The sequence below is a fragment of the Rhizobium sullae genome, assembly GCF_900169785.1.
Taxonomy (GTDB): Bacteria; Pseudomonadota; Alphaproteobacteria; order Rhizobiales; family Rhizobiaceae; genus Rhizobium; species Rhizobium sullae.
The window spans coordinates 94,730-118,046 of sequence record NZ_FWER01000007.1 but is presented as its reverse complement, the minus strand read 5'-3'; the positions used below and the strand labels follow the sequence as shown (position 1 = coordinate 118,046).

18 protein-coding genes are annotated in these 23,317 nt (G+C 60.6%); 6 read left to right on the top strand and 12 right to left on the bottom strand.

What is annotated here, in order from left to right; all coding sequences use genetic code 11:
• Nucleotides 1-5: 5 nt before the first annotated feature.
• Nucleotides 6-1,481, bottom strand: coding sequence for an NAD(P)H-hydrate dehydratase (locus BN1800_RS08485; protein ID WP_086996426.1), 1,476 nt, complete (start codon nucleotides 1,479-1,481; stop codon nucleotides 6-8).
• 345 nt (nucleotides 1,482-1,826) lie between these two features.
• On the opposite strand from BN1800_RS08485, the gene BN1800_RS08480 reads away from it, so the two are divergent.
• The 3 genes from BN1800_RS08480 to hspQ all read left to right on the top strand — a co-directional run bounded on the left by BN1800_RS08480 (nucleotide 1,827) and on the right by hspQ (nucleotide 4,114).
• Nucleotides 1,827-2,165, top strand: a complete 339-nt coding sequence (locus BN1800_RS08480) for a P-II family nitrogen regulator (protein WP_018900556.1) — start codon at nucleotides 1,827-1,829, stop codon at nucleotides 2,163-2,165.
• 59 nt (nucleotides 2,166-2,224) lie between these two features.
• Nucleotides 2,225-3,634 (top strand): type I glutamate--ammonia ligase, encoded by a 1,410-nt coding sequence (glnA, locus tag BN1800_RS08475; RefSeq protein WP_027509482.1) that lies wholly within the window; start codon nucleotides 2,225-2,227, stop codon nucleotides 3,632-3,634.
• A gap of 150 nt (nucleotides 3,635-3,784) precedes the next feature.
• On the top strand, nucleotides 3,785-4,114 hold the full coding sequence (gene hspQ / locus BN1800_RS08470; protein ID WP_027509481.1) for a heat shock protein HspQ: 330 nt from the start codon (nucleotides 3,785-3,787) through the stop codon (nucleotides 4,112-4,114).
• Nucleotides 4,115-4,231: 117 nt separating this feature from the next.
• Here hspQ and BN1800_RS08465 read toward each other — a convergent pair whose 3' ends face one another.
• Complete coding sequence (locus BN1800_RS08465) at nucleotides 4,232-4,885, bottom strand: invasion associated locus B family protein (RefSeq protein WP_027509480.1); 654 nt, start codon at nucleotides 4,883-4,885, stop codon at nucleotides 4,232-4,234.
• Between the two features lie 269 nt (nucleotides 4,886-5,154).
• Between BN1800_RS08465 and BN1800_RS08460 the strand changes: the two genes are divergently transcribed.
• Together BN1800_RS08460 and BN1800_RS08455 are read left to right on the top strand one after the other, a co-directional pair.
• Nucleotides 5,155-6,957 (top strand): extracellular solute-binding protein, encoded by a 1,803-nt coding sequence (locus BN1800_RS08460; protein WP_027509479.1) that lies wholly within the window; start codon nucleotides 5,155-5,157, stop codon nucleotides 6,955-6,957.
• Between the two features lie 97 nt (nucleotides 6,958-7,054).
• A complete protein-coding gene (locus tag BN1800_RS08455) occupies nucleotides 7,055-7,726 on the top strand; it encodes a DsbA family oxidoreductase (RefSeq protein ID WP_086996496.1) in 672 nt (223 codons plus the stop codon).
• A gap of 6 nt (nucleotides 7,727-7,732) precedes the next feature.
• On the opposite strand, the gene mfd is transcribed toward BN1800_RS08455, so the two are convergent.
• Nucleotides 7,733-11,236, bottom strand: a complete 3,504-nt coding sequence (gene mfd, locus BN1800_RS08450; RefSeq protein WP_086996423.1) for a transcription-repair coupling factor — start codon at nucleotides 11,234-11,236, stop codon at nucleotides 7,733-7,735.
• Nucleotides 11,233-11,550: an FAD assembly factor SdhE gene (locus BN1800_RS08445; protein WP_086996493.1), complete on the bottom strand. Its 318-nt coding sequence runs from the start codon at nucleotides 11,548-11,550 to the stop codon at nucleotides 11,233-11,235. Before BN1800_RS08445 ends, mfd begins: the two co-directional genes overlap by 4 nt.
• Before the next feature lie 91 nt (nucleotides 11,551-11,641).
• On the opposite strand from BN1800_RS08445, the gene recG reads away from it, so the two are divergent.
• Complete coding sequence (gene recG, locus BN1800_RS08440) at nucleotides 11,642-13,747, top strand: ATP-dependent DNA helicase RecG (RefSeq protein WP_086996420.1); 2,106 nt, start codon at nucleotides 11,642-11,644, stop codon at nucleotides 13,745-13,747.
• On the opposite strand, the gene BN1800_RS08435 is transcribed toward recG, so the two are convergent.
• The 8 genes from BN1800_RS08435 to ytfQ all read right to left on the bottom strand — a co-directional run bounded on the left by BN1800_RS08435 (nucleotide 13,703) and on the right by ytfQ (nucleotide 23,257).
• Nucleotides 13,703-14,431 (bottom strand): DUF502 domain-containing protein, encoded by a 729-nt coding sequence (locus BN1800_RS08435; RefSeq protein WP_027509474.1) that lies wholly within the window; start codon nucleotides 14,429-14,431, stop codon nucleotides 13,703-13,705. The genes recG and BN1800_RS08435 overlap by 45 nt on opposite strands.
• A gap of 115 nt (nucleotides 14,432-14,546) precedes the next feature.
• Nucleotides 14,547-16,373 (bottom strand): glutamine--fructose-6-phosphate transaminase (isomerizing), encoded by a 1,827-nt coding sequence (gene glmS / locus BN1800_RS08430; RefSeq protein ID WP_027509473.1) that lies wholly within the window; start codon nucleotides 16,371-16,373, stop codon nucleotides 14,547-14,549.
• Nucleotides 16,374-16,469: 96 nt separating this feature from the next.
• Nucleotides 16,470-17,834 carry a bifunctional UDP-N-acetylglucosamine diphosphorylase/glucosamine-1-phosphate N-acetyltransferase GlmU gene (gene glmU / locus BN1800_RS08425; RefSeq protein ID WP_086996416.1) on the bottom strand — a complete coding sequence of 455 codons (1,365 nt, stop codon included), beginning with the start codon at nucleotides 17,832-17,834 and terminating at the stop codon, nucleotides 16,470-16,472.
• A gap of 76 nt (nucleotides 17,835-17,910) precedes the next feature.
• A complete protein-coding gene (locus BN1800_RS08420) occupies nucleotides 17,911-18,663 on the bottom strand; it encodes a FadR/GntR family transcriptional regulator (protein WP_027509471.1) in 753 nt (250 codons plus the stop codon).
• Nucleotides 18,664-18,674: 11 nt separating this feature from the next.
• Nucleotides 18,675-19,643 (bottom strand): galactofuranose ABC transporter, permease protein YjfF, encoded by a 969-nt coding sequence (gene yjfF / locus BN1800_RS08415; protein WP_027509470.1) that lies wholly within the window; start codon nucleotides 19,641-19,643, stop codon nucleotides 18,675-18,677.
• Nucleotides 19,640-20,656 carry an ABC transporter permease gene (locus BN1800_RS08410; RefSeq protein WP_027509469.1) on the bottom strand — a complete coding sequence of 339 codons (1,017 nt, stop codon included), beginning with the start codon at nucleotides 20,654-20,656 and terminating at the stop codon, nucleotides 19,640-19,642. The genes yjfF and BN1800_RS08410 overlap by 4 nt, the downstream gene beginning before the upstream one ends.
• Nucleotides 20,653-22,176, bottom strand: coding sequence for a galactofuranose ABC transporter, ATP-binding protein YtfR (ytfR, locus tag BN1800_RS08405; protein WP_027509468.1), 1,524 nt, complete (start codon nucleotides 22,174-22,176; stop codon nucleotides 20,653-20,655). Before ytfR ends, BN1800_RS08410 begins: the two co-directional genes overlap by 4 nt.
• Nucleotides 22,177-22,294: 118 nt before the next feature.
• Nucleotides 22,295-23,257 carry a galactofuranose ABC transporter, galactofuranose-binding protein YtfQ gene (ytfQ, locus tag BN1800_RS08400; protein WP_027509467.1) on the bottom strand — a complete coding sequence of 321 codons (963 nt, stop codon included), beginning with the start codon at nucleotides 23,255-23,257 and terminating at the stop codon, nucleotides 22,295-22,297.
• Nucleotides 23,258-23,317 lie beyond the last annotated feature (60 nt).

The window sequence follows — 23,317 nt, the reverse complement described above, 5'->3', positions numbered from 1 at the left end:
TCGGCCTAGAACGGCAGCACATGGGCGACGAGGTCTTCGGCCGTCAGGCCCTGGCCGGCGCGCTGCCCGGCTTCGCCATGGAGGTAGACGCCGGCAGCGGCAGCCTCGAATGCCGGCAGACCCTGCGCCAGATACGCGCCGATGATGCCGGCAAGGATGTCGCCTGAGCCGGCGGTCGCAAGCCAGACCGGCGCGTTCGTATTGATCAGCGCCCGGCCGTCCGGCGATGCGATAACGGTATCGGCGCCCTTGTAGACGATCGCCGCGTTGGCGCGTTTGGCGGCCACCTGCGCTCTGTCGACCTTGCTGAGTGTCTTGTCCGCCGCGATATCTGGAAACAGGCGTGCGAATTCGCCTTCGTGCGGCGTGAGCACGAGATGCGGCTCGCCCTCCGCGAAGAGATCGAAAAGCTCCCGCGGATCGTCTTTGAACGACGTGATGCCGTCGGCGTCGAGCACGAGATGGCGACCACTGAGTGCTGCGGCGAAGTCTCTTGTTTTTACGCCGGTCCCAAAGCCCGGTCCGAGGACGAAAGTCTGCAGGCGCTCGTCGGCCAGCCAGTCGCGCAAAGCCGTCGCGTCATCGACGGCGCACAGCATGACGGCTGTCAAATGGGCGCTGTTTTCAGCCATCGCATCTCTGGGCGCGGCGATGGTTACGAGACCAGCCCCGGCTTTCAGCCCGGCCGCGGCGGACATCCGCGCCGCACCTGTCTTTCCGGTTTCGCCCGAGAAAACGACGAGGTGCCCGCGTTTGTATTTGTGCGTCCCCAGTTTCGCCGAAGGCAGCAGGTGCGCCCATTGGATCGGGGTATTTTCGGCAATCCTGCCGGACGAACGCGCCTTGACGATGCGTGCGGGAATGCCGATGTCGGCAACCTCGACGCTGCCGCAAAGCTCCCGGCCCGGCATCAGCAGGTGGCCGGGTTTGCGCGTCATGAACGTGACCGTATGGGCAGCCCTGAACGCCGTCCCCAGCACCTCGCCGCTGCGGCCATCGAGGCCGGATGGCAGGTCGACGGCAATGACGGGAACCATAGCACCCGTCACCTGTTCGATGACCGAACGCACCTGCGAAGGCACATCCCGTCCGAGCCCCGCCCCGAAGATCGCGTCGATGACGACGTCTCCCGGCGTCGGGATGTAGACATCGACCGGCTGCGAGACGAGCGCGCATTCGGCCTTTGCCCGCGCGGCATCGCCACGAAGCTTGGCAAGGTCGCCGAGATGGAAGACGGCAACCTCGGCGCCGCTTTCCGCAAGAAGGCGGGCCGCAACGTAGCCGTCGCCGCCGTTGTTCCCCGGGCCGCAGAGAACGGCAAAGCGCAGTGCGCCGGGATACAGCCGAAGTGCGGCGCCGGCGACGGCCGCACCCGCGCTCCACATCAGCCCGAAAGAGGCGATGCCCGAATCGGACGCGGCGGCATCGACGGCCGCCATTTCTGCAGGTGTCAGGAGTAGGTCACCCAGTTTTTCTGCCATGCGCCATTCAATTCAAAAAGCGCCTAAAAAACAACCTGTTTCATGATTTCTCTTGCAGCTCAAAATTAGGTCATTTGCCTAATTTTTGAGCGATCAAGTAACAACATGTCCAATACGATCGGCGCGGCATTTTTCCTGCTTTTGCACCATTTTTGAATTTTCGATGGCGATCCCAACCGATTCTGCTGGAAAAAATGTCTCAAAAAGCGCCGCGACGCCGCTAATTTGCGGGGAATTGACATATTTTTTCGCTCTCCGGCGTTGCGAACTGGCACGATACCTGCATCATGCTTCGCGAGCGGCAATTTGTCCGCTTTAACGGGAGAAGCGGAGAGTCATTTTCTCATGAAAAAGATCGAAGCGATCATTAAGCCTTTCAAGCTCGACGAAGTGAAGGAAGCTCTTCAGGAAGTCGGCCTGCAGGGCATCACTGTCACGGAAGCAAAGGGCTTCGGTCGCCAGAAAGGCCATACGGAACTTTACCGTGGCGCTGAATATGTCGTCGACTTTCTGCCGAAGGTGAAGGTCGAGGTCGTACTCGCCGACGAAAATGCGGAAGCCGTCATCGACGCGATCCGCAAGGCCGCGCAGACCGGCCGAATCGGAGATGGAAAAATCTTTGTATCCAATATCGAAGAAGTCATTCGAATCCGTACCGGCGAGACCGGTGTGGACGCTATTTAAGGCGGCTCGCCCAATGCGGCGAATTCATCCATCGTCATTGCAAATGAAAGGGAGATTTCATGGCGACCGCGAACGAAATTCTTAAGCAGATCAAGGAAAACGACGTCAAGTTCGTCGATCTGCGCTTTACCGACCCCAAGGGCAAGCTGCAGCATGTCACGATGGACGTCGTCTGCGTCGATGAGGACATGTTCGCCGATGGCGTGATGTTCGACGGCTCGTCGATCGGCGGCTGGAAGGCCATCAACGAGTCCGACATGGTGCTGATGCCGGATCCGGAAACGGTGCACATGGACCCGTTCTTCGCGCAGTCGACCATGGTTATCATCTGCGACATCCTGGACCCTGTTTCGGGCGAAGCCTATAACCGTGACCCGCGCGGCACCGCCAAAAAGGCTGAAGCCTATCTCAAGGCCTCCGGCATCGGCGATACAGTCTTCGTCGGCCCGGAAGCAGAATTCTTCGTCTTCGACGACGTCAAGTACAAGGCCGATCCCTACAATACCGGCTTCAAGCTCGACAGCAGCGAACTGCCCTCGAATGACGACACCGATTATGAGACCGGCAACCTCGGTCACCGTCCGCGCGTCAAGGGCGGTTACTTCCCGGTTCCACCGGTCGACAGCGCGCAGGACATGCGCTCGGAAATGCTGACGGTGCTTGCAGAAATGGGCGTCGTCGTCGAGAAGCATCATCATGAAGTGGCCGCGGCCCAGCACGAACTCGGCATTAAGTTCGACACGCTGGTGCGCAATGCCGACAAGATGCAGATCTACAAGTACGTCGTGCACCAGGTCGCCAATGCCTATGGCAAGACGGCAACCTTCATGCCGAAGCCGATCTTCGGCGACAACGGCTCAGGCATGCATGTGCATCAATCGATCTGGAAGGGCGGCAAGCCGACCTTCGCCGGCGACGAATATGCGGGCCTCTCCGAAACCTGCCTCTACTACATCGGCGGCATCATCAAGCATGCCAAGGCGATCAACGCCTTCACCAACCCGTCGACCAATTCCTACAAGCGTCTCGTTCCAGGTTACGAAGCGCCGGTGCTGCTGGCCTATTCGGCCCGCAATCGCTCGGCCTCTTGCCGCATTCCGTTCGGCTCCAACCCGAAGGCAAAGCGCGTCGAGGTCCGCTTCCCGGATCCGACCGCCAACCCGTACCTGGCTTTCGCGGCCATGCTGATGGCGGGCCTCGACGGCATCAAGAACAAGATCCATCCGGGCAAGGCCATGGATAAGGATCTGTACGACCTGCCGCCGAAGGAACTGAAGAAGATCCCGACGGTCTGCGGCTCGCTGCGCGAGGCCCTCGAAAGCCTCGACAAGGATCGCAAGTTCCTGACAGCTGGCGGTGTCTTCGACGACGATCAGATCGACGCCTTCATCGAACTGAAGATGGCAGAGGTGATGCGCTTCGAGATGACCCCACATCCGGTCGAATACGATATGTACTATTCGGCTTGATCGCTGAGCGGGAGGCTCCGGTTCCGCCGGAGCCTTCCTTCCTTGTCACTGAGGCTGATGGCGACATGACACTCATGTGACGAAAACCCGCAAAAATCTTGATTTGAGCGGGCCCAATCACCAAATCTGGTGATGAAAGGAAGTCGTACCATGAAAGAAAGAGTAGCAAAGTTCAGTATCGGTGAAGTGGTCCGGCACAAGGTTTTTCCGTTTCGAGGCGTCATCTTCGATGTCGATCCGGAATTCGCGAATACGGACGAATGGTGGAACTCTATTCCTCCCGAAGTCCGCCCTGACAAGGACCAGCCCTTCTACCATCTGCTCGCGGAAAACGACGAAAACGAATATGTCGCTTACGTCTCCGAGCAGAACCTGGTGAATGACGAAAGCGGCATTCCGCTTCGCAATCAGCAGGTTTACCAGATTTTCGATCAGGCGCCGTCCGGCCAGCTCAAGCCCAAGATGAGCTTCGCCCACTAAGACGCGCAAACAATTATGATTTCAAACCCCGCTCCGGCGGGGTTTTTTCTTTGCCGTAAAAACAGAAAACCCGGCGCCATGGCCGGGTTTTCTGTTCATTGCGCTTACGTTGGCAGATTACTGCGCCTTGGCGGCGTTCTGCGCGTCTTCGAGCTTCTTGCGGGCTTCCTCGGCCTTCTTCTGCATGCTGTCCTGCAGGCTCTTCTGGCTCTCGGCGAGCTTGTTCGGCGAAACGGCTTCGCCATCATAGGCGCCGGTAAAGCCTTCGAGCGAGATTTTGATCGGGTTCGGTGCACGGCGGAAATTGATCGACGTGAAGATCACGTCGCTGCCCTTCTTGAGGCCGGCGATCATCGCATCCGTCAGGGGGATTTCGGCAGTGCACTTGTCCGGCAGGCAGACGGCGTAATCGAGCTTCTGGCCCTTGTTGTTATCGACCTGCATCATGATGCCCGGCGGAATCAGGCGGGCGGTCGGCACCGATACCTGCAGGATCTTGCGATTGACCTTGCCGGAGATGTTGATGAGGCCGACGGCCGTGACGAGCTGGCCGCCATTGGCGAGGATCAGGTTCTGAACGACGCAGATATCGTTGTCTTCCTGCTTGCTGCAGGTCTTGTACCAGCCAAGGCGCGGCGCGCCCGCAGCCTGTGCGGGCGCGTTTGCAGCGGCATCCTGTGCAAAGGAGGATACAGGAGCCGAAGCGGCGCCGAAAGCTACTGCCAGAACGGACAGAGCTGCCCGCAATTTCTTATCAGACTTGAACATCATAACGGATTCCGTCTCCTGATACCCATTCGGGACCGCGATCTGCCGTCCTCTCCAACCGGGCCACTGTGCATTCCACCTCTTAAAACATTAAGGCAAATGCATGGCCCCCAAAAACCCGGACCACCTGTTACATTGAGGCGCTGCAGATATCCAGTATTTCTTTGGCGATTTCTGGATGGTCCGAAAGATTTCGGCGTCTCGATGTTCGATTTCCTGCCCAGCATGATAGTCTTCGGCCGAATCGTGCCTTTGCCGGAAAGGATTTGAGCATGCTCCGGGTCATCCTCCCCCTCGCCTTTACGCTGTTCTGCGGCGCCGTTGCTGCCAGCCCACTGCATGGGATCGCCATGCATGGCGAACCCGCCCTGCCCCCGGACTACAGGCATTTCTCCTATGTCAATCCGGACGTGAAAAAGGGCGGCAAGATCAGCTACGGCGTCGTCGGCACCTTCGACAACCTCAACCCCTTCATCCTGAAAAGCATGCGCACGACAGCGCGCGGCATGTGGGACCCGGACTATGGCAACCTCGTCTACGAATCGCTGCTGCTGCGCTCCCGGAGCGAACCTTTCACGCTTTATGGACTGCTTGCGGAAACCGTCGAATGGGACGAGGACCGCACGTTCGTCCAGTTCAATCTCAACCCGAAGGCCAAATGGTCCGACGGCCAACCGGTGACGCCCGAGGACGTCATGTTCTCCTTCGAGCTGCTGCGCGACAAGGGACGCGTGCCCTTTGCGAATCGTCTCAGCCTTGTCTCCAAGATGGGGAAGGTCGGCGAGCACAGCGTGCGCTTCACCTTCAACGACAAAGCAGACCGCGAAACGCCGATGATCTTCGGGCTGATGCCGGTCCTGCCAAAGCACGCCATAGATCCCGAAACCTTCGACCGGACCTCTCTCGTGCCGCCGCTCGGCTCCGGCCCCTATAAGATCAAGGCTGTGAAGCCCGGCGAGAGCATCACCTATGAACGCGACCCGAACTACTGGGGCAAGGATATCCCTTCCAAGGTCGGCATGGACAATTACGACCAGATCACCGTTCAATATTTTCTGCAGGACACAACGCTCTTCGAGGCCTTCAAAAAGGGCGATATCGACGTCTATCCCGACGGCAGCCCCGGCCACTGGGCGACGGCCTATAATTTTCCAGCGGTTTCCACCGGTGCCGTGATCAAGGATACCTTCCAGCCGAAGCTGCCGAGCGGCATGTTCGGCTTCGTCTTCAATACCCGGCGGCCGCTATTCGCAAACACCAAGGTGCGCGAAGGGCTCTCGCTGATCTTCGATTTCGAATGGGCGAACAAAACGCTCTATTCCGGTGCCTACAAGCGCACGCAGAGCTTCTGGCAGAATTCGAAGCTTTCGAGCTTCGGCGTTCCGGCCGACGCCCGCGAACTTGAGATGCTGGGCCCGATCAAAGACAAGATCGACCCGGCCATCCTCGACGGCACTTACAAGCTGCCTGTGACCGATGGGTCCGGACGCGACCGCAATGTGTTGAAAAAGGCGGTGCAGGTGCTGAAGGAAGGCGGCTATTCGATCCAGGGCGGCAAGATGGTGGATTCCAGCGGCAAGCCGCTTGCCTTCGAGATCATGACGCAGAATCCTGATCAGGAAAAACTCGCGATCGCCTTCCAGCGTTCGCTACAGACGGTGGGCATTGCCGCTTCGATCCGCACGGTGGATGATTCACAATATCAGAGCCGAACCAATAGTTTCGACTATGATGTTATCCTAAAGTCTTATGTGTCGTCACTCTCGCCCGGCAACGAGCAGCTTTCCTATTGGTCCTCGGCTGCGCGCGACCGCGAGGGCAGTTCGAGTTTCGCCGGCGTTGCCGACCCAAACGTCGATACGCTGATCAAGCATATCCTCACGGCGCGCTCTGAGGAAGATTTCACTGCCGCCGTCCGGTCATACGACCGATTGCTGCTTTCCGGGCACTACGTCTTGCCCCTCTACCATATCGACCAGCAATGGGTCGCGCGCAGCAAACGGCTCGGACATCCGGACATTGTGCCGCTTTACGGCTACCAGCTTCCGGCCTGGTGGGATCAGAGCGTGCAGTAAGTCCTGCCGACGCTGGTTCCTTTTTCCTGCCTGGTTGAAGTCGAACGCGTCAGGGCATAGATGGCGTGGAAACCTCGGACCGATGAAAGGAAACACCATGGAACGCATAACCATCGACGTCGTATCGGATGTCGTCTGCCCTTGGTGCTATCTCGGCAAGGCGCGGCTGGAGCTTGCGATCGCCGAAGTGCAGGACGAAATCGGCGTCGACATCAACTGGCGCCCCTACCGCCTCAATCCCGACTATCCGCCCGAAGGCGTCGATCAGAAGAAGGCTCTGGAGCAGAAGCTCGGCGGCGCCGAACGGGTCGCACAGGCCCACAAGATGCTGACCGATTTCGGCCGCGACGTCGGCATCAATTTCGACTTCGAGGCGATCAAAGTCGGCCCGAATACGCTCGATGCGCACCGCCTGATCCATTGGGCCATGGTCGAGGATCGCGAAAAGCAGGACCGCGTCGTCAATGCACTCTTCAAGGCGAATTTCGAGGAAGGCCGCAATCTCGGGAACCACGCCGTATTGCTCGACATCGCCGAGCAAGCCGGCCTCGACCGCGCTGTCATCGCCTCCCTGCTTGCTTCGGATGCCGACCGCGACCTGGTGATTGCCGAGATCGAGGCGGCCCAGAAAATAGGCGTGACCGGCGTCCCGTTCTTCATCTTCGACCAGCAGTATGCCGCCAGCGGCGCACAGACGCCGGACGTTCTGGCAGGCGCACTTCGCGACATCGCCAAGGCGAAGGCCGAAGCGCGCGCCGGAATGAACTGACCCGACTTACGGCTTCGCCATTTCGGCCAGCTGCGTCATGACGACGGCCGCGCCTTGCAGCCGCTTTTCCGGCGTCGGCAGGTCGCGGGTCAAAAACACGCTGTGGTCCGGACGGATCTTCGCCATCGTGCCCTGCTTGGCAATATAGCCGACCAGGTTTGCCGGGTTCGGGAATTCCTTGTTGCGGAATTGGACGACCACGCCCTTCGGGCCGGCGTCGAGCTTCTCGACATTGGCCATGCGGCAAAGCGATTTGATGTAGACGATCTTCAAAAGATGCTGCACCTCGATCGGCATCGGACCGAAGCGGTCGATCATCTCAGCGCCGAAAGCATCGATCTCCTTTAGTTCGGTGATCTCGCCGAGGCGACGATAGAGGGCCATGCGCAGATGCAGGTCCGGCACATAGCCGTCCGGGATCATCACCGGCGTGCCGACCGAAATCTGCGGCGACCAGCCTGTGTCCTGGATTTCATCGACACCCTTCACCTCGGCAACCGCCTCTTCCAGCATCTGCTGGTAAAGCTCGAAGCCAACTTCCTTGATATGGCCGGACTGTTCCTCGCCGAGCAGGTTGCCTGCACCGCGGATATCGAGGTCGTGGCTGGCGAGCTGGAAACCGGCGCCGAGCGTATCCAACGACTGCAGCACCTTGAGGCGACGCTCGGCGGTTGCTGTCAGCACCTTGTTGACCGGCAGCGTGAAGAGGGCGAAAGCGCGGACCTTCGAGCGGCCGACGCGGCCGCGGAGCTGATAGAGCTGCGCCAGACCGAACATGTCGGCACGATGAACGATCAGCGTGTTGGCGGTCGGAACATCGAGGCCGGATTCGACGATGGTCGTCGAAAGCAGCACGTCGTAGCGGCCCTCATAGAAGGCATTCATGACGTCTTCGAGTTCGCCGGCCGGCATCTGGCCATGGGCGACGGCCACCTTCAGCTCGGGTACGTCGGACTGCAGGAAGGCGTGCACGTCCTCGAGATCAGCAAGACGCGGGCAGACGTAAAAACTCTGGCCACCGCGATAATGCTCGCGCATCAGCGTCTCGCGGATGACCAGGCTGTCGAAGGGCGAAATGAAGGTGCGCACCGCCATGCGGTCGACGGGCGGCGTGGTGATCAGCGACAACTCGCGGACGCCGGTCATCGCCAGCTGCAGTGTGCGCGGGATCGGTGTTGCCGAGAGCGTCAAGACGTGCACGTCGCTCTTCATCTCCTTCAGGCGCTCCTTGTGCTTCACGCCAAAATGCTGCTCCTCGTCGATAATCAGCAGGCCGAGATTGGCGAATTTGATACCGGCGCCGAGCAGTGCGTGCGTGCCGACGACGATATCGGTCTTGCCCTCAGCCACTTCCTTTTTCGTGAGAGCGAGCTCCTTCGAACCGACAAGGCGCGAGGCCTGCTGGATGCGCACAGGCAGGCCGCGGAAGCGCTCGATAAAAGTCTTGAAGTGCTGCCGGGCAAGGAGCGTCGTCGGCACGACGACGGCCACCTGAATACCGTTCATCGCGGCGACGAAGGCGGCGCGCAGCGCCACTTCCGTCTTGCCGAACCCGACGTCGCCGCAGACGAGGCGATCCATCGGACGCCCGGCAGCGAGATCGCCGCGCACGGCCTCGATCGCGTTGTCCTGGTCTTCCGTCTCGTCATAGGGGAAGCGGGCGGCGAATTCGTCATAAAGGCCGTCCGGCGTCGTCAGCATCGGCGCGTGACGGGTCAAACGCTCGGCCGCAATCCGGATTAGCGCGTCCGCCATGTCGAGGAGGCGCTTCTTGAGCTTCGCCTTGCGCATCTGCCAGGCGCCGCCACCGAGTTTGTCCAGATGGGCTTCGGTTCCCTCGCCGCCATAGCGGGAAAGCAGGTCGATGTTTTCGACCGGCAGGAAGAGCTTGGCGTCATCGGCATATTGCAGCTCGAGGCACGCGTGCGGGGCGCCGGCCGCCTCGATTGTCTTCAGGCCGACGAACCGGCCGATGCCGTGTTCGGCGTGAACGACGATCGAACCTTCGTCGAGACCCGCAACCTCCGAAATGAAGTCGGCAGCGCGCTTGCGACGTTTCGTGCGGCGAACCATGCGGTCGCCGAGAATGTCCTGCTCGCCGATGACAATGAGGTTGCCTGTCTCGAAGCCGGATTCGAGGCTGAGCACGGCCGCCGCCGCCTCGCCCCTATCCAGAGAATCGACGGCCCTCAACGCTTCGACCGGTTTGACGCGCTCCAGGCCGTGCTCGTTCAGCACCTGCAACAGGCGTTCGAGCGAACCCTCCGTCCAGGCCGTAATGAGAACCTTCGCGCCGCCGGCCCGCTTGTCAGCAATATACTTGACGACCAGATCGAAGATGTTGACGCGCTCGGCATCACCACCTTCGAAATTCGAGCGCGCCCAGCGCTCGCCCTGACGCGCATCGACGTTGACCACACGTCTTGCTTCGCCTTCATGCTCGTTGAAGGGTGAAATCCGCATGGCGTTGAACGCATCCAGCGTCTTCGCAAAGATCTCGCTGTCGAGATAAAGCTGGCCCGGCGTCACAGGCTTATAAGGTGTCCCCTGGGCCATCTGACCCTTGACCTGCTGGCCTGAGTTCAAGCGTGCATCGAAGTAGTCGAGAACGAGCTTCGAGCGCTCCTCGGCGGCCTCGCGCACGGTATGGTCGGTGACCAGCCGGAAACCCTTAAGGTAATCGAACGTCGTCTCCAGCTTCTCGTAGAAGAGCGGCAGCCAGTGCTCCATGCCGGGATAGCGGCGGCCTTCAGAGACAGCCAGATAGAGCGCATCGTCGCGCGTCGCGGCGCCGAAAGCGGAGAGATAATTCTTGCGGAAGCGGCTGATGGTATCCGGCGTCAGTGTCACTTCGCTCATCGGGTTGAGATCGAGCGAGCGTACCTGCCCGGTCGTGCGCTGGCTTGCCGGATCGAAGCTGCGGATGCTTTCCAGCGTATCGCCGAAGAAATCGAGGCGGACCGGCTCTTCCGAACCCGGCACGAAAACGTCGAGGATACCGCCGCGCACCGCATATTCGCCGACTTCACGCACGGTCGCAACGCGCTCGAACCCGTTCCGCTCCAGACGGCCGGCGAGGTCGTCCATGCGCACCTGGTTGCCGGGACGCGCCGAGAATGCCAGGCTCTCGATCACATTCTGCGGCGCCACCTTCTGCAGCATGGCGTTGACTGTAACGAGCACGATTGCCGCATGCGGCTTCTTGCGATGGGCAATCAGGCCGCTCAGCGCCGCCAAACGGCGGGCCGAGGTATCGGCGCTCGGGGAAACACGGTCGTAAGGCAGGCAGTCCCATGCGGGCAGCGTCAGGACCGGAATGTCGGGCGCAACAAAGCCGAGCATCTGCTCCAGATCGGCCATGCGCTGCCCGTCGGAAAGCACATAGGCGACCGGTCCGCCTGCACGCGCCAGTTCGGCCAGCAGAAGCGGCTCCAGGCCGGTCGGCAGGTTGCCGATCGTCAGCGGCTCGGCGGCGGCTGCGAGCTTGCTTGCGTCAAATCCTGAGATCATTCCGGCTTCCTGGGTGCGGTATCGGCCGGGTATTCGAAATCCGGCTTGAAGGCAGTGAGCCGCTGGAACATAGGTGTTTGAAAGCGCTCCGGCACCGCCCATGTGCCCATAACCCAGCGCAGAAGGTCGTTGTCTTCCTCGCCCATGATGGTTTCGAGCTCGTCGAGCTCCGCCTCGGACAAAGTTGCGATCTCGGCTTCGGCGAACTGACCGAACACAAGATCCATCTCGCGCAGCCCGCGATGCCAACAGCGGAACAATATGCGGCGGCGGCGCGCGTCGAGACCGGCACTCGAGAGTGTCACACCTGTCATGGCATTACCTTCCTGTTGATGCGCCTCTATAGCCCCTCGAAAGCGGCTTGTCAGCCTTGCCAATGCCCTATTGTTCATCGCATCTTGCAGCATGCGCCCGACCATCCTCGATCCGCTGTTTTCTCCCGTTTCGGCTCTTCCGGGCGTCGGGCCGAAGATTGCCGAGCTGCTGGTGAAGCTGCTAGGACGCGAGAATCCTGAAGATACGCGGATCATTGACCTGCTTTTCCATGCGCCGCATTCGCTGATCGACCGGCGCAACCAGCCGGGAGTTGCGCGCGCGCCGCAAGGAGCGATCGTGACGATCACGGCGCGGGTCGACCGGCATCAGCCGCCACCACGAGGCAAGAGCAATATCCCCTACCGCGTCTTCCTGCACGACGAGACAGGCGAACTCAACCTCGTCTTCTTCCGCGGGCAGGCGGCGTGGCTGGACAAGCAGCTTCCGATCGACGAAGAGGTTGTCGTCAGCGGCAAGATCGACTGGTTCAATGGCCGGGCGACGATGGTGCACCCGGACTACATCGTAAAGGCCGGCGATACGGAGAACCTGCCGCTCGTCGAGCCGGTCTATCCACTGACGGCCGGGCTCTCGCCGAAGACGCTACGCAAGATCATCGAGGCCGCGGTACTTCGCATGCCGGAGCTGCCGGAATGGATCGATCTTTCGCTGGCGCAGGCACAGGGATTGCCATCGATTTCCGACAGCTTCCATATGCTGCACGAACCGCGTGATTCGGCGGACGTCGATCCGCAGGCCCCTGCCCGGCGCAGGCTCGCCTATGACGAATTCCTTGCCGGTCAGCTATCGCTCGCGCTGGTGCGCCAGCGGCTTCGCAAGGTCGCCGGGCATCCGGTCCATGCCACCGGCAAAATCAGCGGCAAGATCCTGCAGGCACTGCCCTTTTTGCCCACGCGCAGCCAAACCGAGGCGATTGCCGACGTCCTGAAGGACATGGCTGGCGAAGAACGCATGCTGCGGCTGCTCCAGGGCGACGTCGGATCCGGCAAGACGCTGGTGGCGTTAATGGCCATGGCAGCGGTAATCGAGAGCGGCGGACAGGCCGTTCTGATGGCTCCCACCGAAATCCTTGCGCGACAGCACTACGCGACGATCTCCAAATTCGCCGCTTCTGCCGGTCTCGGTATCAAGGTGCTGACCGGCCGCACCAAGGGACGCGAGCGCGACGATATCCTGGAGCGCATCGCCTCAGGCGAGGCCCAGATCATCATCGGCACGCATGCGCTCTTCCAGGAGAGCGTCAACTACAAGAACCTGATGCTGGCGGTCGTCGATGAGCAGCATCGCTTTGGCGTGCACCAGCGTCTGCGGCTGACCGCGAAGGGCATCTCGCCGCATATGCTGGTGATGACGGCGACCCCCATTCCACGCACGCTGGTGCTTGCCGCCTTCGGCGACATGGATGTCTCAAAGCTCACCGAAAAACCCGCCGGACGCAAACCGATCCAGACGATCACCATCCCCAGTGAACGCACCAGCGAGATCGTCGATCGGCTAAAGAGCGCGCTTGCCGAGGGCAAGAAAGCCTATTGGATTTGCCCGCTGGTCGAAGAATCCGAAGAACTCGACCTTATGTCTGCAGAAGAGCGGCACGCGACATTGGTCTCCGCCCTCGGTCCAGGCATCGGCCTCATCCATGGCCGCATGAGCGGGCCGGAGAAAGATGCCGTGATGCTGGCGTTCAAGAACGGTGAACTCAGACTGCTGGTGGCGACCACCGTCGTCGAAGTCGGCGTCGACGTGCCGGACGCGACGATCATGGTGATCGAGCATGCAGAACGCTTCGGCCTCTCGCAGCTCCATCAGCTTCGCGGCCGCGTCGGCCGCGGCGACGAAGCCTCGACCTGCATCCTGCTGTACAAAGGCCCGCTCGGCGAAACCGGCCATGCGCGGCTTTCGATCTTGCGGGAAACGGAGGACGGTTTCAGGATTGCCGAGGAGGATTTGAAGCTGCGCGGCGAAGGCGAATTGCTCGGCACCCGCCAATCCGGCACACCCGGCTTCCGGATCGCGAGCCTGGAAGCCCATGCCGACCTTCTGGAGATCGCCCGCAGAGATGCTGCCTACCTGATCGAGCGCGACCCGGAACTGACGAGCGAACGCGGTACGGCAGTCCGCACCCTGCTCTATCTATTCAGGCGCGACGAAGCGATCCGCTTTCTTCGCGCGGGCTAGCAGTCTCGGCTTTCCCGGAACCGGTTCATTGGACGGCTTGGCCGGAAAGTCTGGCGCCACGAGGCCGCCGGAAACCAGCAGCTTGGCGCCGTCTTCCGCACTCATGTCGAGCACGACGATCTTTTCGCGCGGCACGAATATCAGAAAGCCCGCGGTCGGTATTGGCGTCGGCGGCAGGAACACGCTTACCATATCCTGGCCCATGGCGTTGAACTTCGAAGCGATCTCGCCCTTTGCATCGGTCGCGATGAACACCAGCGCCCAGAGGCCGGGACTCGGATATTCGATGAGGCCGACCTTCTTGAAAGAGTTGCTTTGCTCCTTCAACACCGTCTCGAATATCTGCTTCACGCTCTTGTAGATGCTGCGCACTAGCGGTACGCGGCGCACGACTGACTCACCGAACTGCACGATGGTCTGGCCGATGAGGTTCTTGCCGAGAAAACCGATGATGGTGATGAAGATCATCGCGATCACCAGGCCGGAGCCGGGTACGGCGAAATTCAGGTAGCTGTCCGGATCGTAGCGCGCCGGAATATAGGGCTTCACCCAGCTGTCGGCCCACCGGACGACGGACCAGGTCAGCCACAGCGTGATCGCAATCGGGGCACAGATGATAAGGCCCGCAAGGAAGTTGTTTCTCATGCGGGTCGCTATCGGCAATCGGGGCAGTTTGTGCGTCATCGCTCGCGATGAACTCCCTTGAATCTACCGGCTGTCGTGATCAGGGCTCCCCCGCACCCGGAACGAAGCTGCCAGAATTCGGCCCCTTCCACAAGCCTTCCGGCGGCTTTCTGATTCACTCCACCGTGACCGATTTCGCGAGATTACGCGGCTGGTCTACATCCGTGCCCATGAAGACCGCGGTATGGTAGGCAAGCAGCTGGATCGGGAGCGAAAAGATCATCGGCGCAATGATCTCAGGGACGTTCGGAAGCGCGATAGTCGCCATCGTTGGCAGCTTGGAGGCAGCAGCACCTGCTTCGTCGGTGATGAAGATGATCCGGCCGCCACGGGCTGCGACTTCCTGCATGTTCGAAACTGTCTTTTCGAAGAACCGGTCGTAGGGCGCGATCACAATGACCGGCATATTCTCGTCGATCAGCGCGATCGGCCCGTGCTTCAGTTCACCGGCCGCATAGCCTTCCGCATGGATATAGGAAATCTCCTTGAGCTTCAGTGCGCCTTCCATCGCCAGCGGGAAGCTGGTGCCGCGACCGAGATATAGCACGTCGCGGCACTTGGAGAGTTCGCGCGACAGGCTTTCCATCTGCGGCTGCACGAGATTCAGCACGCGGCTCATGATGCGCGGCATTTCAGCAAGTTGCCGGACGAGCGCCTTTTCCTCGTCGGCGCTGACGGTGCCGCGCGCCTTGCCGGCACCGATTGCCAGTGACGCAAGGACCGCCAGCTGGCAGGTGAAGGCCTTCGTTGAAGCCACGCCGATTTCGGGGCCTGCCATGATCGGGAACACGGCATCGGATTCGCGCGCAATGGTCGATTCCTGCACGTTGACCACCGCACCAATCTTCAGACCGTTCTCCTTGCAATAGCGGAGCGAGGCGAGCGTATCGGCGGTCTCGCCGGACTGTGAGATGAAGAGCGCCGCCTGCGACGGCTGCAGCGGCATCTCGCGATAGCGGAATTCCGAGGCGACGTCGATCTCGACCGGCAGCCGAGCATAGCGCTCGAACCAGTATTTGCCGATCAGTCCGGCGAGATAGGCCGTGCCGCAAGCCGAGACCGCAAGGCTGCTGACCGCCCTGAAGTCAATCTCAGGCGCATTGGCGCCGATCGTGTTCTCGGCAAAATTCATATAATGACTGAGCGCGTGGGAGATTACCTCCGGCTGCTCGTAGATTTCCTTCTCCATGAAGTGACGATGGTTGCCCTTGTCGACGACATAGGCGGTCGCCTGCGAAATCTGCCGCGGTCGGTTTACCGGGTTGCCGGAGAAGTCGACGATCGTAGCGCCTTCGCGGGTAATGACCGCACAGTCGCCGTCGACGAGATAGGTGATTTCGTTGGTGAAGGGCGAAAGAGCGATCGCATCGGAACCAAGAAACGTCTCGCCGTTGCCGAAACCAACGGCAAGCGGCGGGCCGGAGCGTGCCGCCAGGAGCGTGCCCGGATCGCTCTGCAGCATGACGACGAGCGCATAGGCGCCTGTCACGCGGTTCAGCATCCTCAGCATAGCAGCGCGGGGCTCAAACCCTTCGCGCAGGTATTTCGCCATCAGGTGGGCGACGACTTCGGTGTCGGTCTGGCTTTCGAAGACGGCACCATCGGCGTTGAGCTCGTCACGCAGTTCCGAGAAGTTTTCGATAATGCCGTTGTGGACGACCGCCACGCCCTCGACGAAATGCGGGTGCGCATTGGTCTCGTTCGGAACGCCGTGGGTTGCCCAGCGCGTATGAGCGATGCCGGTCGTACCGGGCAGCGGCTCGGCGTCGAGGCGCTTCTCGAGATTGAAGAGTTTGCCCTCGGCGCGGCGGCGGTTCATCACGCCTTCGTGGATGGTGGCGACTCCCGCCGAATCGTAACCTCGATATTCGAGCCGCTTCAGCGCATCGACCAGACGTTCCGCAACCGGCTGGCCGCCGACGATCCCCACAATGCCGCACATGCAAATGTCCCCAACGCTTTGAAAATAACGAGGCCAGTCCTAGCGATTTTCTGTTATTTCTCAATAAGTCAGCCAGTCACTTTCGATTTCCGGCCGTTACTCAGCCCTGGTTTGCTTCGCGGCCTTGATCGCCAGTGCCCGTTCGCGGATCGCCTTGCCGCGTTCGGGTTTGACTTCCTGGCGCGCCCGGCCGAAAGCGAGCGCCTCGGCAGGGACATTGTGGGTGATGACGCTGCCCGATGCAATATAGGCGCCGTCGCCAATACTGACCGGAGCAACCAGCGCACTATTGGAGCCGATGAAGGCGTTGGCGCCGATGCGGGTCTCGTGCTTGTTCACGCCGTCATAATTGCAGGTGATCGTACCCGCACCGATATTGGCTCCGGCGCCGATGACCGCATCGCCGATATAGGTCAGGTGGTTGACCTTGGCGCCCTTGCCGATCTGCCCGTTCTTCACCTCGCAGAAATTGCCGACCTTCGATCCCTCCCCGAGATCAGCGCCCGGCCGCAGGCGTGCAAAGGGACCGACCGCCGCACCGGCACTCACATGCGCGCCTTCGATGTGGGAAAAAGCATGGATCACCACGCCGCCATCGACGACCGAGCCCGGACCGAAGACCACATTCGGCTCGATCAGCACATCCTGGCCGATGACGGTATCGTGGGATAGGAAAACTGTTTCCGGCGCGATCATCGTCACGCCGGAAATCATCAGTTCGTGACGGCGGCGTTCCTGCCAGAAATGCTCGATCGTCGCGAGTTCTGCCCTGTTGTTGCAGCCCGTCATTTCCACTTCCGGGGCATCGACGGCCGTCACCCGGCCACCGAGCGAGCGGGCAATCTCGACGAGATCCGTTAGGTAGTATTCGCCTTTGGCGTTGCTGTTTTCGATGCGCGCAAGAAGATCGAGCGCCTTGCGGCCGTTGATCGCCATCAGGCCGCTGTTGCACCATTTGACGGCACGCTCGGCGTCAGTCGCGTCCTTCTCCTCGCGGATCGCGATCAACTCGCCGTCCTTGACGAGCAGGCGGCCGTAGCCTGTTGGCTTGTCCGTATGGAAGCCTAAGACGACGATGTCGCAGCCATCCGCCAGTCCCTGACGCGCGGCCTTCAGCGGTCCCTCGGTCTGCAACGGCACGTCGCCATAGGTCACCAGGACATCGTCGTAGCCTCGAGCAATCGCTTCGCGTGCTGCAAGGACGGCATGTCCTGTTCCGAGGCGCTCCTCCTGCAGATGCGCCTCGACCTCGACTCCGCCGATCCTGGCCACCTTCGCGACCTCATCGGCATCGCGCCCGACGACGACGGCGACTGACGAAATACCGGCCTTTGCCACGGCATCCACGACATGGGCGATCATCGGCCGGTTGGCGACCGGATGCAGCACCTTCGATTTCGAGGACTTCATTCGGGTGCTGTCGCCGGCGGCAAGAATGACGGCAAGGCAGGTGCGTTCCATGGGCAGGCTCCGGGAATCCGTTGTTCAGCTCTGCCTCATAGCAGCAAGGCGAACGGGCGACAAAGATGAAATTGAATCAGACCGGAACCTTGGCGAGCGCCGCATAGGCCTCTCGGATATGCTCCCGCCCTTCGATGATGACGTCTTCCATTGCCTTGCGGGCGCCGACAACGTCTCCAGCAACGATCGCGTCGACAATGCGCATATGCGTCTCTGCGATGGTGGAGAAGCCGTTCTGCGACTGCGGCGTGCTCAGCCGGAACATGCCGACGAGCGCGGCCTCGATCAGACTTCCAAGCGTGCGCATGAACGGGTTGTGAGATGCATCAGCAATGGCAAGATGGAATTTAAGGTCGGCGAGCGCCAGGCTTTCCGTCGTATGGCCGGGCTCGGCCATATCGAGCGCCAATGCGCGCAGCGTCGCGATGTTATCGGCGTTTGCCCGTTCTGCCACAAGGCCCGCGGCGAAAGGCTCCACGGCAAGTCGGATGTCATAGAGTTGCAGCAGGAATTCCTCGGTGACGCCATGGTCGAAATGCCAGGAGATGATCTCGCTGTCGAACATGTTCCAGAGGTTCTTCTCCGTTACACGCGTGCCGACGCGCGCCTTGGCAACGACCATGCCTTTGGCCGCAAGCGTCTTCATCGTTTCCCGAAGGACGGTGCGGGAGACCTTGAAGCGTTGCGCAAGCTCGACGTCGCCGGGCAAAATCGAGCCGACCGGATAGGTTCCGGCGACAATGGCCTTGCCGAGCTCGTCCACGACCTGCGCGTGGCTCGTGCGGGCCTTGCGGCCGGTCCTTCGTGTCTCAAGCAATCGGTTGCGCAATAAGTCCTCCGTCAGGCGTACCTCTTGTTCAAACTGGACAAGAACAGGATGGCCTTTTGCATCAGGATAAACGCAAAGAGCAAAAGGCCGATCAGGATTTTCGTCCACCAGCTCGAGAGCGTCCCATCGAAGGTGATGTATGTCTGAATGAGCCCCTGTATCAGGAGACCGATGAAGGTTCCCGCCACGAATCCTGCTCCCCCGGTCAGAAGAGTTCCCCCAATGACCACCGCCGCGATGGCGTCAAGCTCGACGCCAACCGCAGCCAGGGAATATCCGGCAGACGTATAGAGCGAAAAAACGATTCCGGATAGGCCCGCCAAAAAGCCGGAGAGCGCATAGATCCGGATGGTCGTCGGGCCGACCGGCACTCCCATCAATTCCGCCGTCTGGACGCCGCCGCCGAGTGCGTAGACATTGGCTCCGAAACGGGTGCGATGGGCGACGAAAATGCCTGCGATGAAAACCAACAGCATGACGCCGCCGACCAAAGTCAGGCGCCCGCCGCCCGGCATACGGTAATAGATGCTAGTCAGCATCGAATAGTAGTCGTGGTTGATGGGAATGCTGTCGATCGAAAGCACATAGGACATGCCGCGCGCCAGGAACATGCCGGCGAGCGTCACGATGAAGGCCGGCATCTTCAGATAGTGGATCACCGCACCCATCAGTCCGCCGAAGGCAGTGGTGATGGCCAGAACCAGCGCGAAGGCCGCCAGCGGATGGATCGAAGTGTCCCGCAGCACGACGGCAAGGAACACGCCGGTGAAGGCGATGACCGAGCCGATCGAAAGATCGATGCCGCCCGAGATGATGACGAAGGTCATGCCGACCGCGGCAATGCCGAGGAACGCATTGTCGGTGAGTAGATTGCCGGCGACGCGGGTCGAGAGCATGTTCGGGTACTGCAGCGCGCAGGCCGCATAGGAAAGGACGAAGATGACGATGGTTGCCAGAAGCGGCAGGTATTTCGAGTTCATTTCGACAGCTCCGCTCTGACTTCCGGCTTGCGGCTGAAGAAAACCGCGGCGGATTGCAGCGCCGGCGACTGGATGATGAGAATGATCAGGACGATCACCGCCTTGATGATGAGGTTGAATTCCGGGGGGAAACCGGAGAGCAGGATGCCGGTATTGACCGCCTGGATGATCATCGCGCCGATTAGTGAACCAAGGATGCTGAAACGTCCGCCGAGCAGCGAATTGCCGCCGACGACGACCGCGAGGATTGCATCGAGCTCCAGCCACAGACCGGCATTGTTGGCATCCGCACCCTTGATGTCGGCGGCAACGATGATGCCCGCGATCGCCGCGCATAGCGCGCTCAACATATAGACCGCCATCAAGAGGACAGGCGTGCGAACGCCCGAAAGCGTGCTGGCGCGGCGATTGATGCCGACGGCTTCGATCAGCATGCCGAGTGCGGTCCGCCTGACAAGCAGGATCACCAACGCACCGGCAATCAGCCAGATTACCACGGGCATCGGCAGAAAGCCGAAGGAGCCGCTGCCGAAGAAGGTCAGCCCCGGATCGTTGAAGGTCATGATTACGCCTTCGGTGATCAGCTGGGCGATACCGCGTCCGGCGACCATCAGCACAAGCGTTGCGATGATCGGCTGGATATTCAGGATTGCCACCAGAAAGCCGTTCCATACTCCGCAGAGCAGGCCGACAGAGAGTGTCGCGATCAGCGTATAGGCGAGCGAATTGCCGGAAACGGTCGACGATGCGGCGGCCGCGCCGCAGATCGCAATGACGGCGCCGACGGAAAGATCGATGCCCTTCGTCGCAATCACCAGCGTCATGCCGATGGCGAGCAAGGCAACGGGGGCCCCGCGGTTCAGGACGTCGATCAGACTGCCGTAGAGGCGGTCGTTCTGAACGACGACATTAAAAAACTGCGGGAACATGATGAAATTCAACAAAAGAATGACGGCCAGCGCAATCAATTGCGGCGCCAGGCGTATGGCAAGCGCCTTCAGCGAGGAACTCATGCATCCTCCATTTTCTGTTCGGCCGCGACGATCGCGTCGATGATGTGGGATGCCGTCAAGCGGTCTCCAGCAAGCTCGGCAATGTGCTCGCGGTCGCGAAGGACGATGACGCGTGAACTATAGGCGACAAGCTCTTCCAATTCTGATGAAATCACAATCAGCGACATGCCCTTTGCGCAAAGCTCCTCGACCAGCCGGATGATCTCCGCATGGGCGCCGACATCGATGCCGCGGGTTGGCTCGTCGAGGATCAGGAAATCAGGATTGGTGGCAAGCCAACGGGCAAGGATCGCCTTTTGCTGATTGCCGCCCGAAAGCAGCCGGATCGGCTTCTCGCGATCCGTGGTTCGGATGTCGAGCGCCTTGATGTACTGATCCGCCAAGGCGTTCTGTTCGCCGCGCGACAGCGGTCTTGCCCAGCCGCGGCGCGCCTGAAGCGCCAGCGCGATATTCTCGCGGATCGACAGATCGCCGATAATCCCGTCAGTCTTGCGGTCCTCCGGGCAGAATCCGAAGCCGTGCCTGATCGCAGCGCGCGGGCTCGATAGCGTCACTGCCTTGCCATCGATCTCCGCCCTGCCGCTGTCGGCATGTTCTATGCCGAAGAGAAGTTCAGCAGTCTCCGTGCGTCCGGAACCGAGTAGGCCGGCAATGCCGACAACTTCGCCGATACGGATGTCGAGATCAAACGGCTTCACCTTGCCGCGCTTGCCAAATCCTTCGAACCGGTACTTGACGCTGCCGGCGGCGAGCGCCCGCTCCTTTGCGGCTTCCTCGGTTTGCGCCAATTCGCGGCCGAGCATCATCGGGATCAGGGCCTGCCGCGGCAGTTCGGCCACTTCGCGGGTGCCGACAAGCCTGCCATTGCGAAGCACCGTGATGCGGTCGCTAATTTCGTAAACCTGTTCAAGAAAGTGTGTAATGAAGACAATGCCTAAGCCACGCCTCTTCAAGTCATTGATGACACCGAAGAGCATCGCGACTTCATGCGTATCAAGGCTCGCGGTCGGCTCGTCGAGGATCAGAACCTTGCCGGAAAGATCGACGGCGCGGGCAATCGCGATCACCTGCTGCACGGCGACCGAGAATCGGTCGAGCTGTGCCGTCACATCGATGTCGAGGCCATATTGCGCCAGCAGCTCGCGCGCCATCCGGTTCATCGCGCGCATATCGACCATGCCTAAACGCCGCGGCTGACGGCCGAGGAAAAGGTTTTCGGCGACGCTAAGATTCGGCAGGAGGTTCACCTCCTGATAGACGGTTCCGATGCCGAGCTTCTGGGCAGCCAGCGTATCGGCGGGATCGATCTCGCTTCCCTCAAGCGCGAGCCTTCCCTCATCGCGGCGATAGGCGCCAGTCAGACATTTGATGAGGGTTGATTTGCCGGCTCCGTTTTCGCCAAGCAGCGCGTGAACTTCGCCTTTGCGAAGCGTGAAGTCGACCTTGTCCAGCGCCACGGCGCCGGGGAAGAATTTTGATATTCCGGACGCGACGAGAATGTTCTCGATATCGTGATTCATGGCTCGGTATTTTCCTGATATTGACCCTCACACCCATGCAATTGCAGGACATGACGTCCGCGCCCGCACGGGCAGCGCCGCACCAGTCCATGACGGACCGGTGCGGCTCCAGTGTCAATTAGTAACCGAGGCCCTTCTTGGCTTCGTAGACCTTCATCGGATCGTCAGCCGGCGTGTAGAGCTTCGATTCCGTCTGGATCCACTTCGGCGGCTCCTTCTTATCCTTCAGGTAGGCCTCGAGCACGTCGAATGCCGGACCGGCCATGTTCGGCGTAAGCTCGACCGTGGCGTTGGCTTCGCCTGCCGCCATCGCCTGGAAGATATCCGGAACGGCATCGATCGAGACGACGAGAATATCCTTGCCGGGCTTCAGGCCCGCTTCCTTGATCGCCTGAATGCCGCCGACGGCCATGTCGTCGTTGTGGGCATAAAGCGCGCAGATGTCCTTGCCGCCGTTTTCAGCCTTCAGGAAGCTTTCCATGACTTCCTTGCCCTTGGCACGGGTGAAGTCGCCAGTCTGGCTGCGGACGATCTTGAAGTTGTCGTGGCCGGCAAGCGCCTCCTCGAAGCCCTTCTTGCGGGCAATCGCCGGCGAGGAGCCGGTGGTGCCCTGAAGCTCGACGATGTTGCACTTCTTGTCGCCGGCATTCTTGACGAGCCAGTCGCCCGCGACCTTGCCTTCATGTATCTGATCGGAGGTTACGGCCGTCAGATAAAGGTCTTCGGGAGCCTTGATGGTGCGGTCGAGCAGGATGACCGGGATTTCTGCTTCCTTGGCTTCCTTCAAGACGTCGTCCCAGCCGGTTTCGACGACGGGCGCGAGGAAAATCGCGTTGACGCCCTGTGCGACGAAGGAGCGGATCGCCTTGATCTGGTTTTCCTGCTTCTGCTGGGCGTCCGAAAATTTCAGATCGACGCCGCGCTTCTCGGCTTCCTGCTTCGTCACCGTCGTCTCGGCGGCACGCCAGCCGGACTCCGAGCCGATCTGCGAAAAGCCCACGACAAGTTCAGCCGCAGACGCGGAACCGAACATGCAGGCAGCCAAAATCGTGGCACTCAAAAGTGCATTCTTCAATTTCATGATTGTCTCTCCCAAATGCCGCTCCTCGCGGCGCAGGAGAGAAAAAATCATATAGTATTA

Coding starts and splice junctions, on each gene's coding strand:
- BN1800_RS08485 (WP_086996426.1), bottom strand. CDS start 1,481: ATGGCAGAAAAACTGGGTGACCTACTCCTGACACCTGCAGAAATGGCG.
- BN1800_RS08480 (WP_018900556.1), top strand. CDS start 1,827: ATGAAAAAGATCGAAGCGATCATTAAGCCTTTCAAGCTCGACGAAGTG.
- glnA (WP_027509482.1), top strand. CDS start 2,225: ATGGCGACCGCGAACGAAATTCTTAAGCAGATCAAGGAAAACGACGTC.
- hspQ (WP_027509481.1), top strand. CDS start 3,785: ATGAAAGAAAGAGTAGCAAAGTTCAGTATCGGTGAAGTGGTCCGGCAC.
- BN1800_RS08465 (WP_027509480.1), bottom strand. CDS start 4,885: ATGATGTTCAAGTCTGATAAGAAATTGCGGGCAGCTCTGTCCGTTCTG.
- BN1800_RS08460 (WP_027509479.1), top strand. CDS start 5,155: ATGCTCCGGGTCATCCTCCCCCTCGCCTTTACGCTGTTCTGCGGCGCC.
- BN1800_RS08455 (WP_086996496.1), top strand. CDS start 7,055: ATGGAACGCATAACCATCGACGTCGTATCGGATGTCGTCTGCCCTTGG.
- mfd (WP_086996423.1), bottom strand. CDS start 11,236: ATGATCTCAGGATTTGACGCAAGCAAGCTCGCAGCCGCCGCCGAGCCG.
- BN1800_RS08445 (WP_086996493.1), bottom strand. CDS start 11,550: ATGACAGGTGTGACACTCTCGAGTGCCGGTCTCGACGCGCGCCGCCGC.
- recG (WP_086996420.1), top strand. CDS start 11,642: ATGCGCCCGACCATCCTCGATCCGCTGTTTTCTCCCGTTTCGGCTCTT.
- BN1800_RS08435 (WP_027509474.1), bottom strand. CDS start 14,431: ATGACGCACAAACTGCCCCGATTGCCGATAGCGACCCGCATGAGAAAC.
- glmS (WP_027509473.1), bottom strand. CDS start 16,373: ATGTGCGGCATTGTGGGGATCGTCGGCGGCCAGCCGGTTGCGGAACGT.
- glmU (WP_086996416.1), bottom strand. CDS start 17,834: ATGGAACGCACCTGCCTTGCCGTCATTCTTGCCGCCGGCGACAGCACC.
- yjfF (WP_027509470.1), bottom strand. CDS start 19,643: ATGAACTCGAAATACCTGCCGCTTCTGGCAACCATCGTCATCTTCGTC.
- BN1800_RS08410 (WP_027509469.1), bottom strand. CDS start 20,656: ATGAGTTCCTCGCTGAAGGCGCTTGCCATACGCCTGGCGCCGCAATTG.
- ytfR (WP_027509468.1), bottom strand. CDS start 22,176: ATGAATCACGATATCGAGAACATTCTCGTCGCGTCCGGAATATCAAAA.
- ytfQ (WP_027509467.1), bottom strand. CDS start 23,257: ATGAAATTGAAGAATGCACTTTTGAGTGCCACGATTTTGGCTGCCTGC.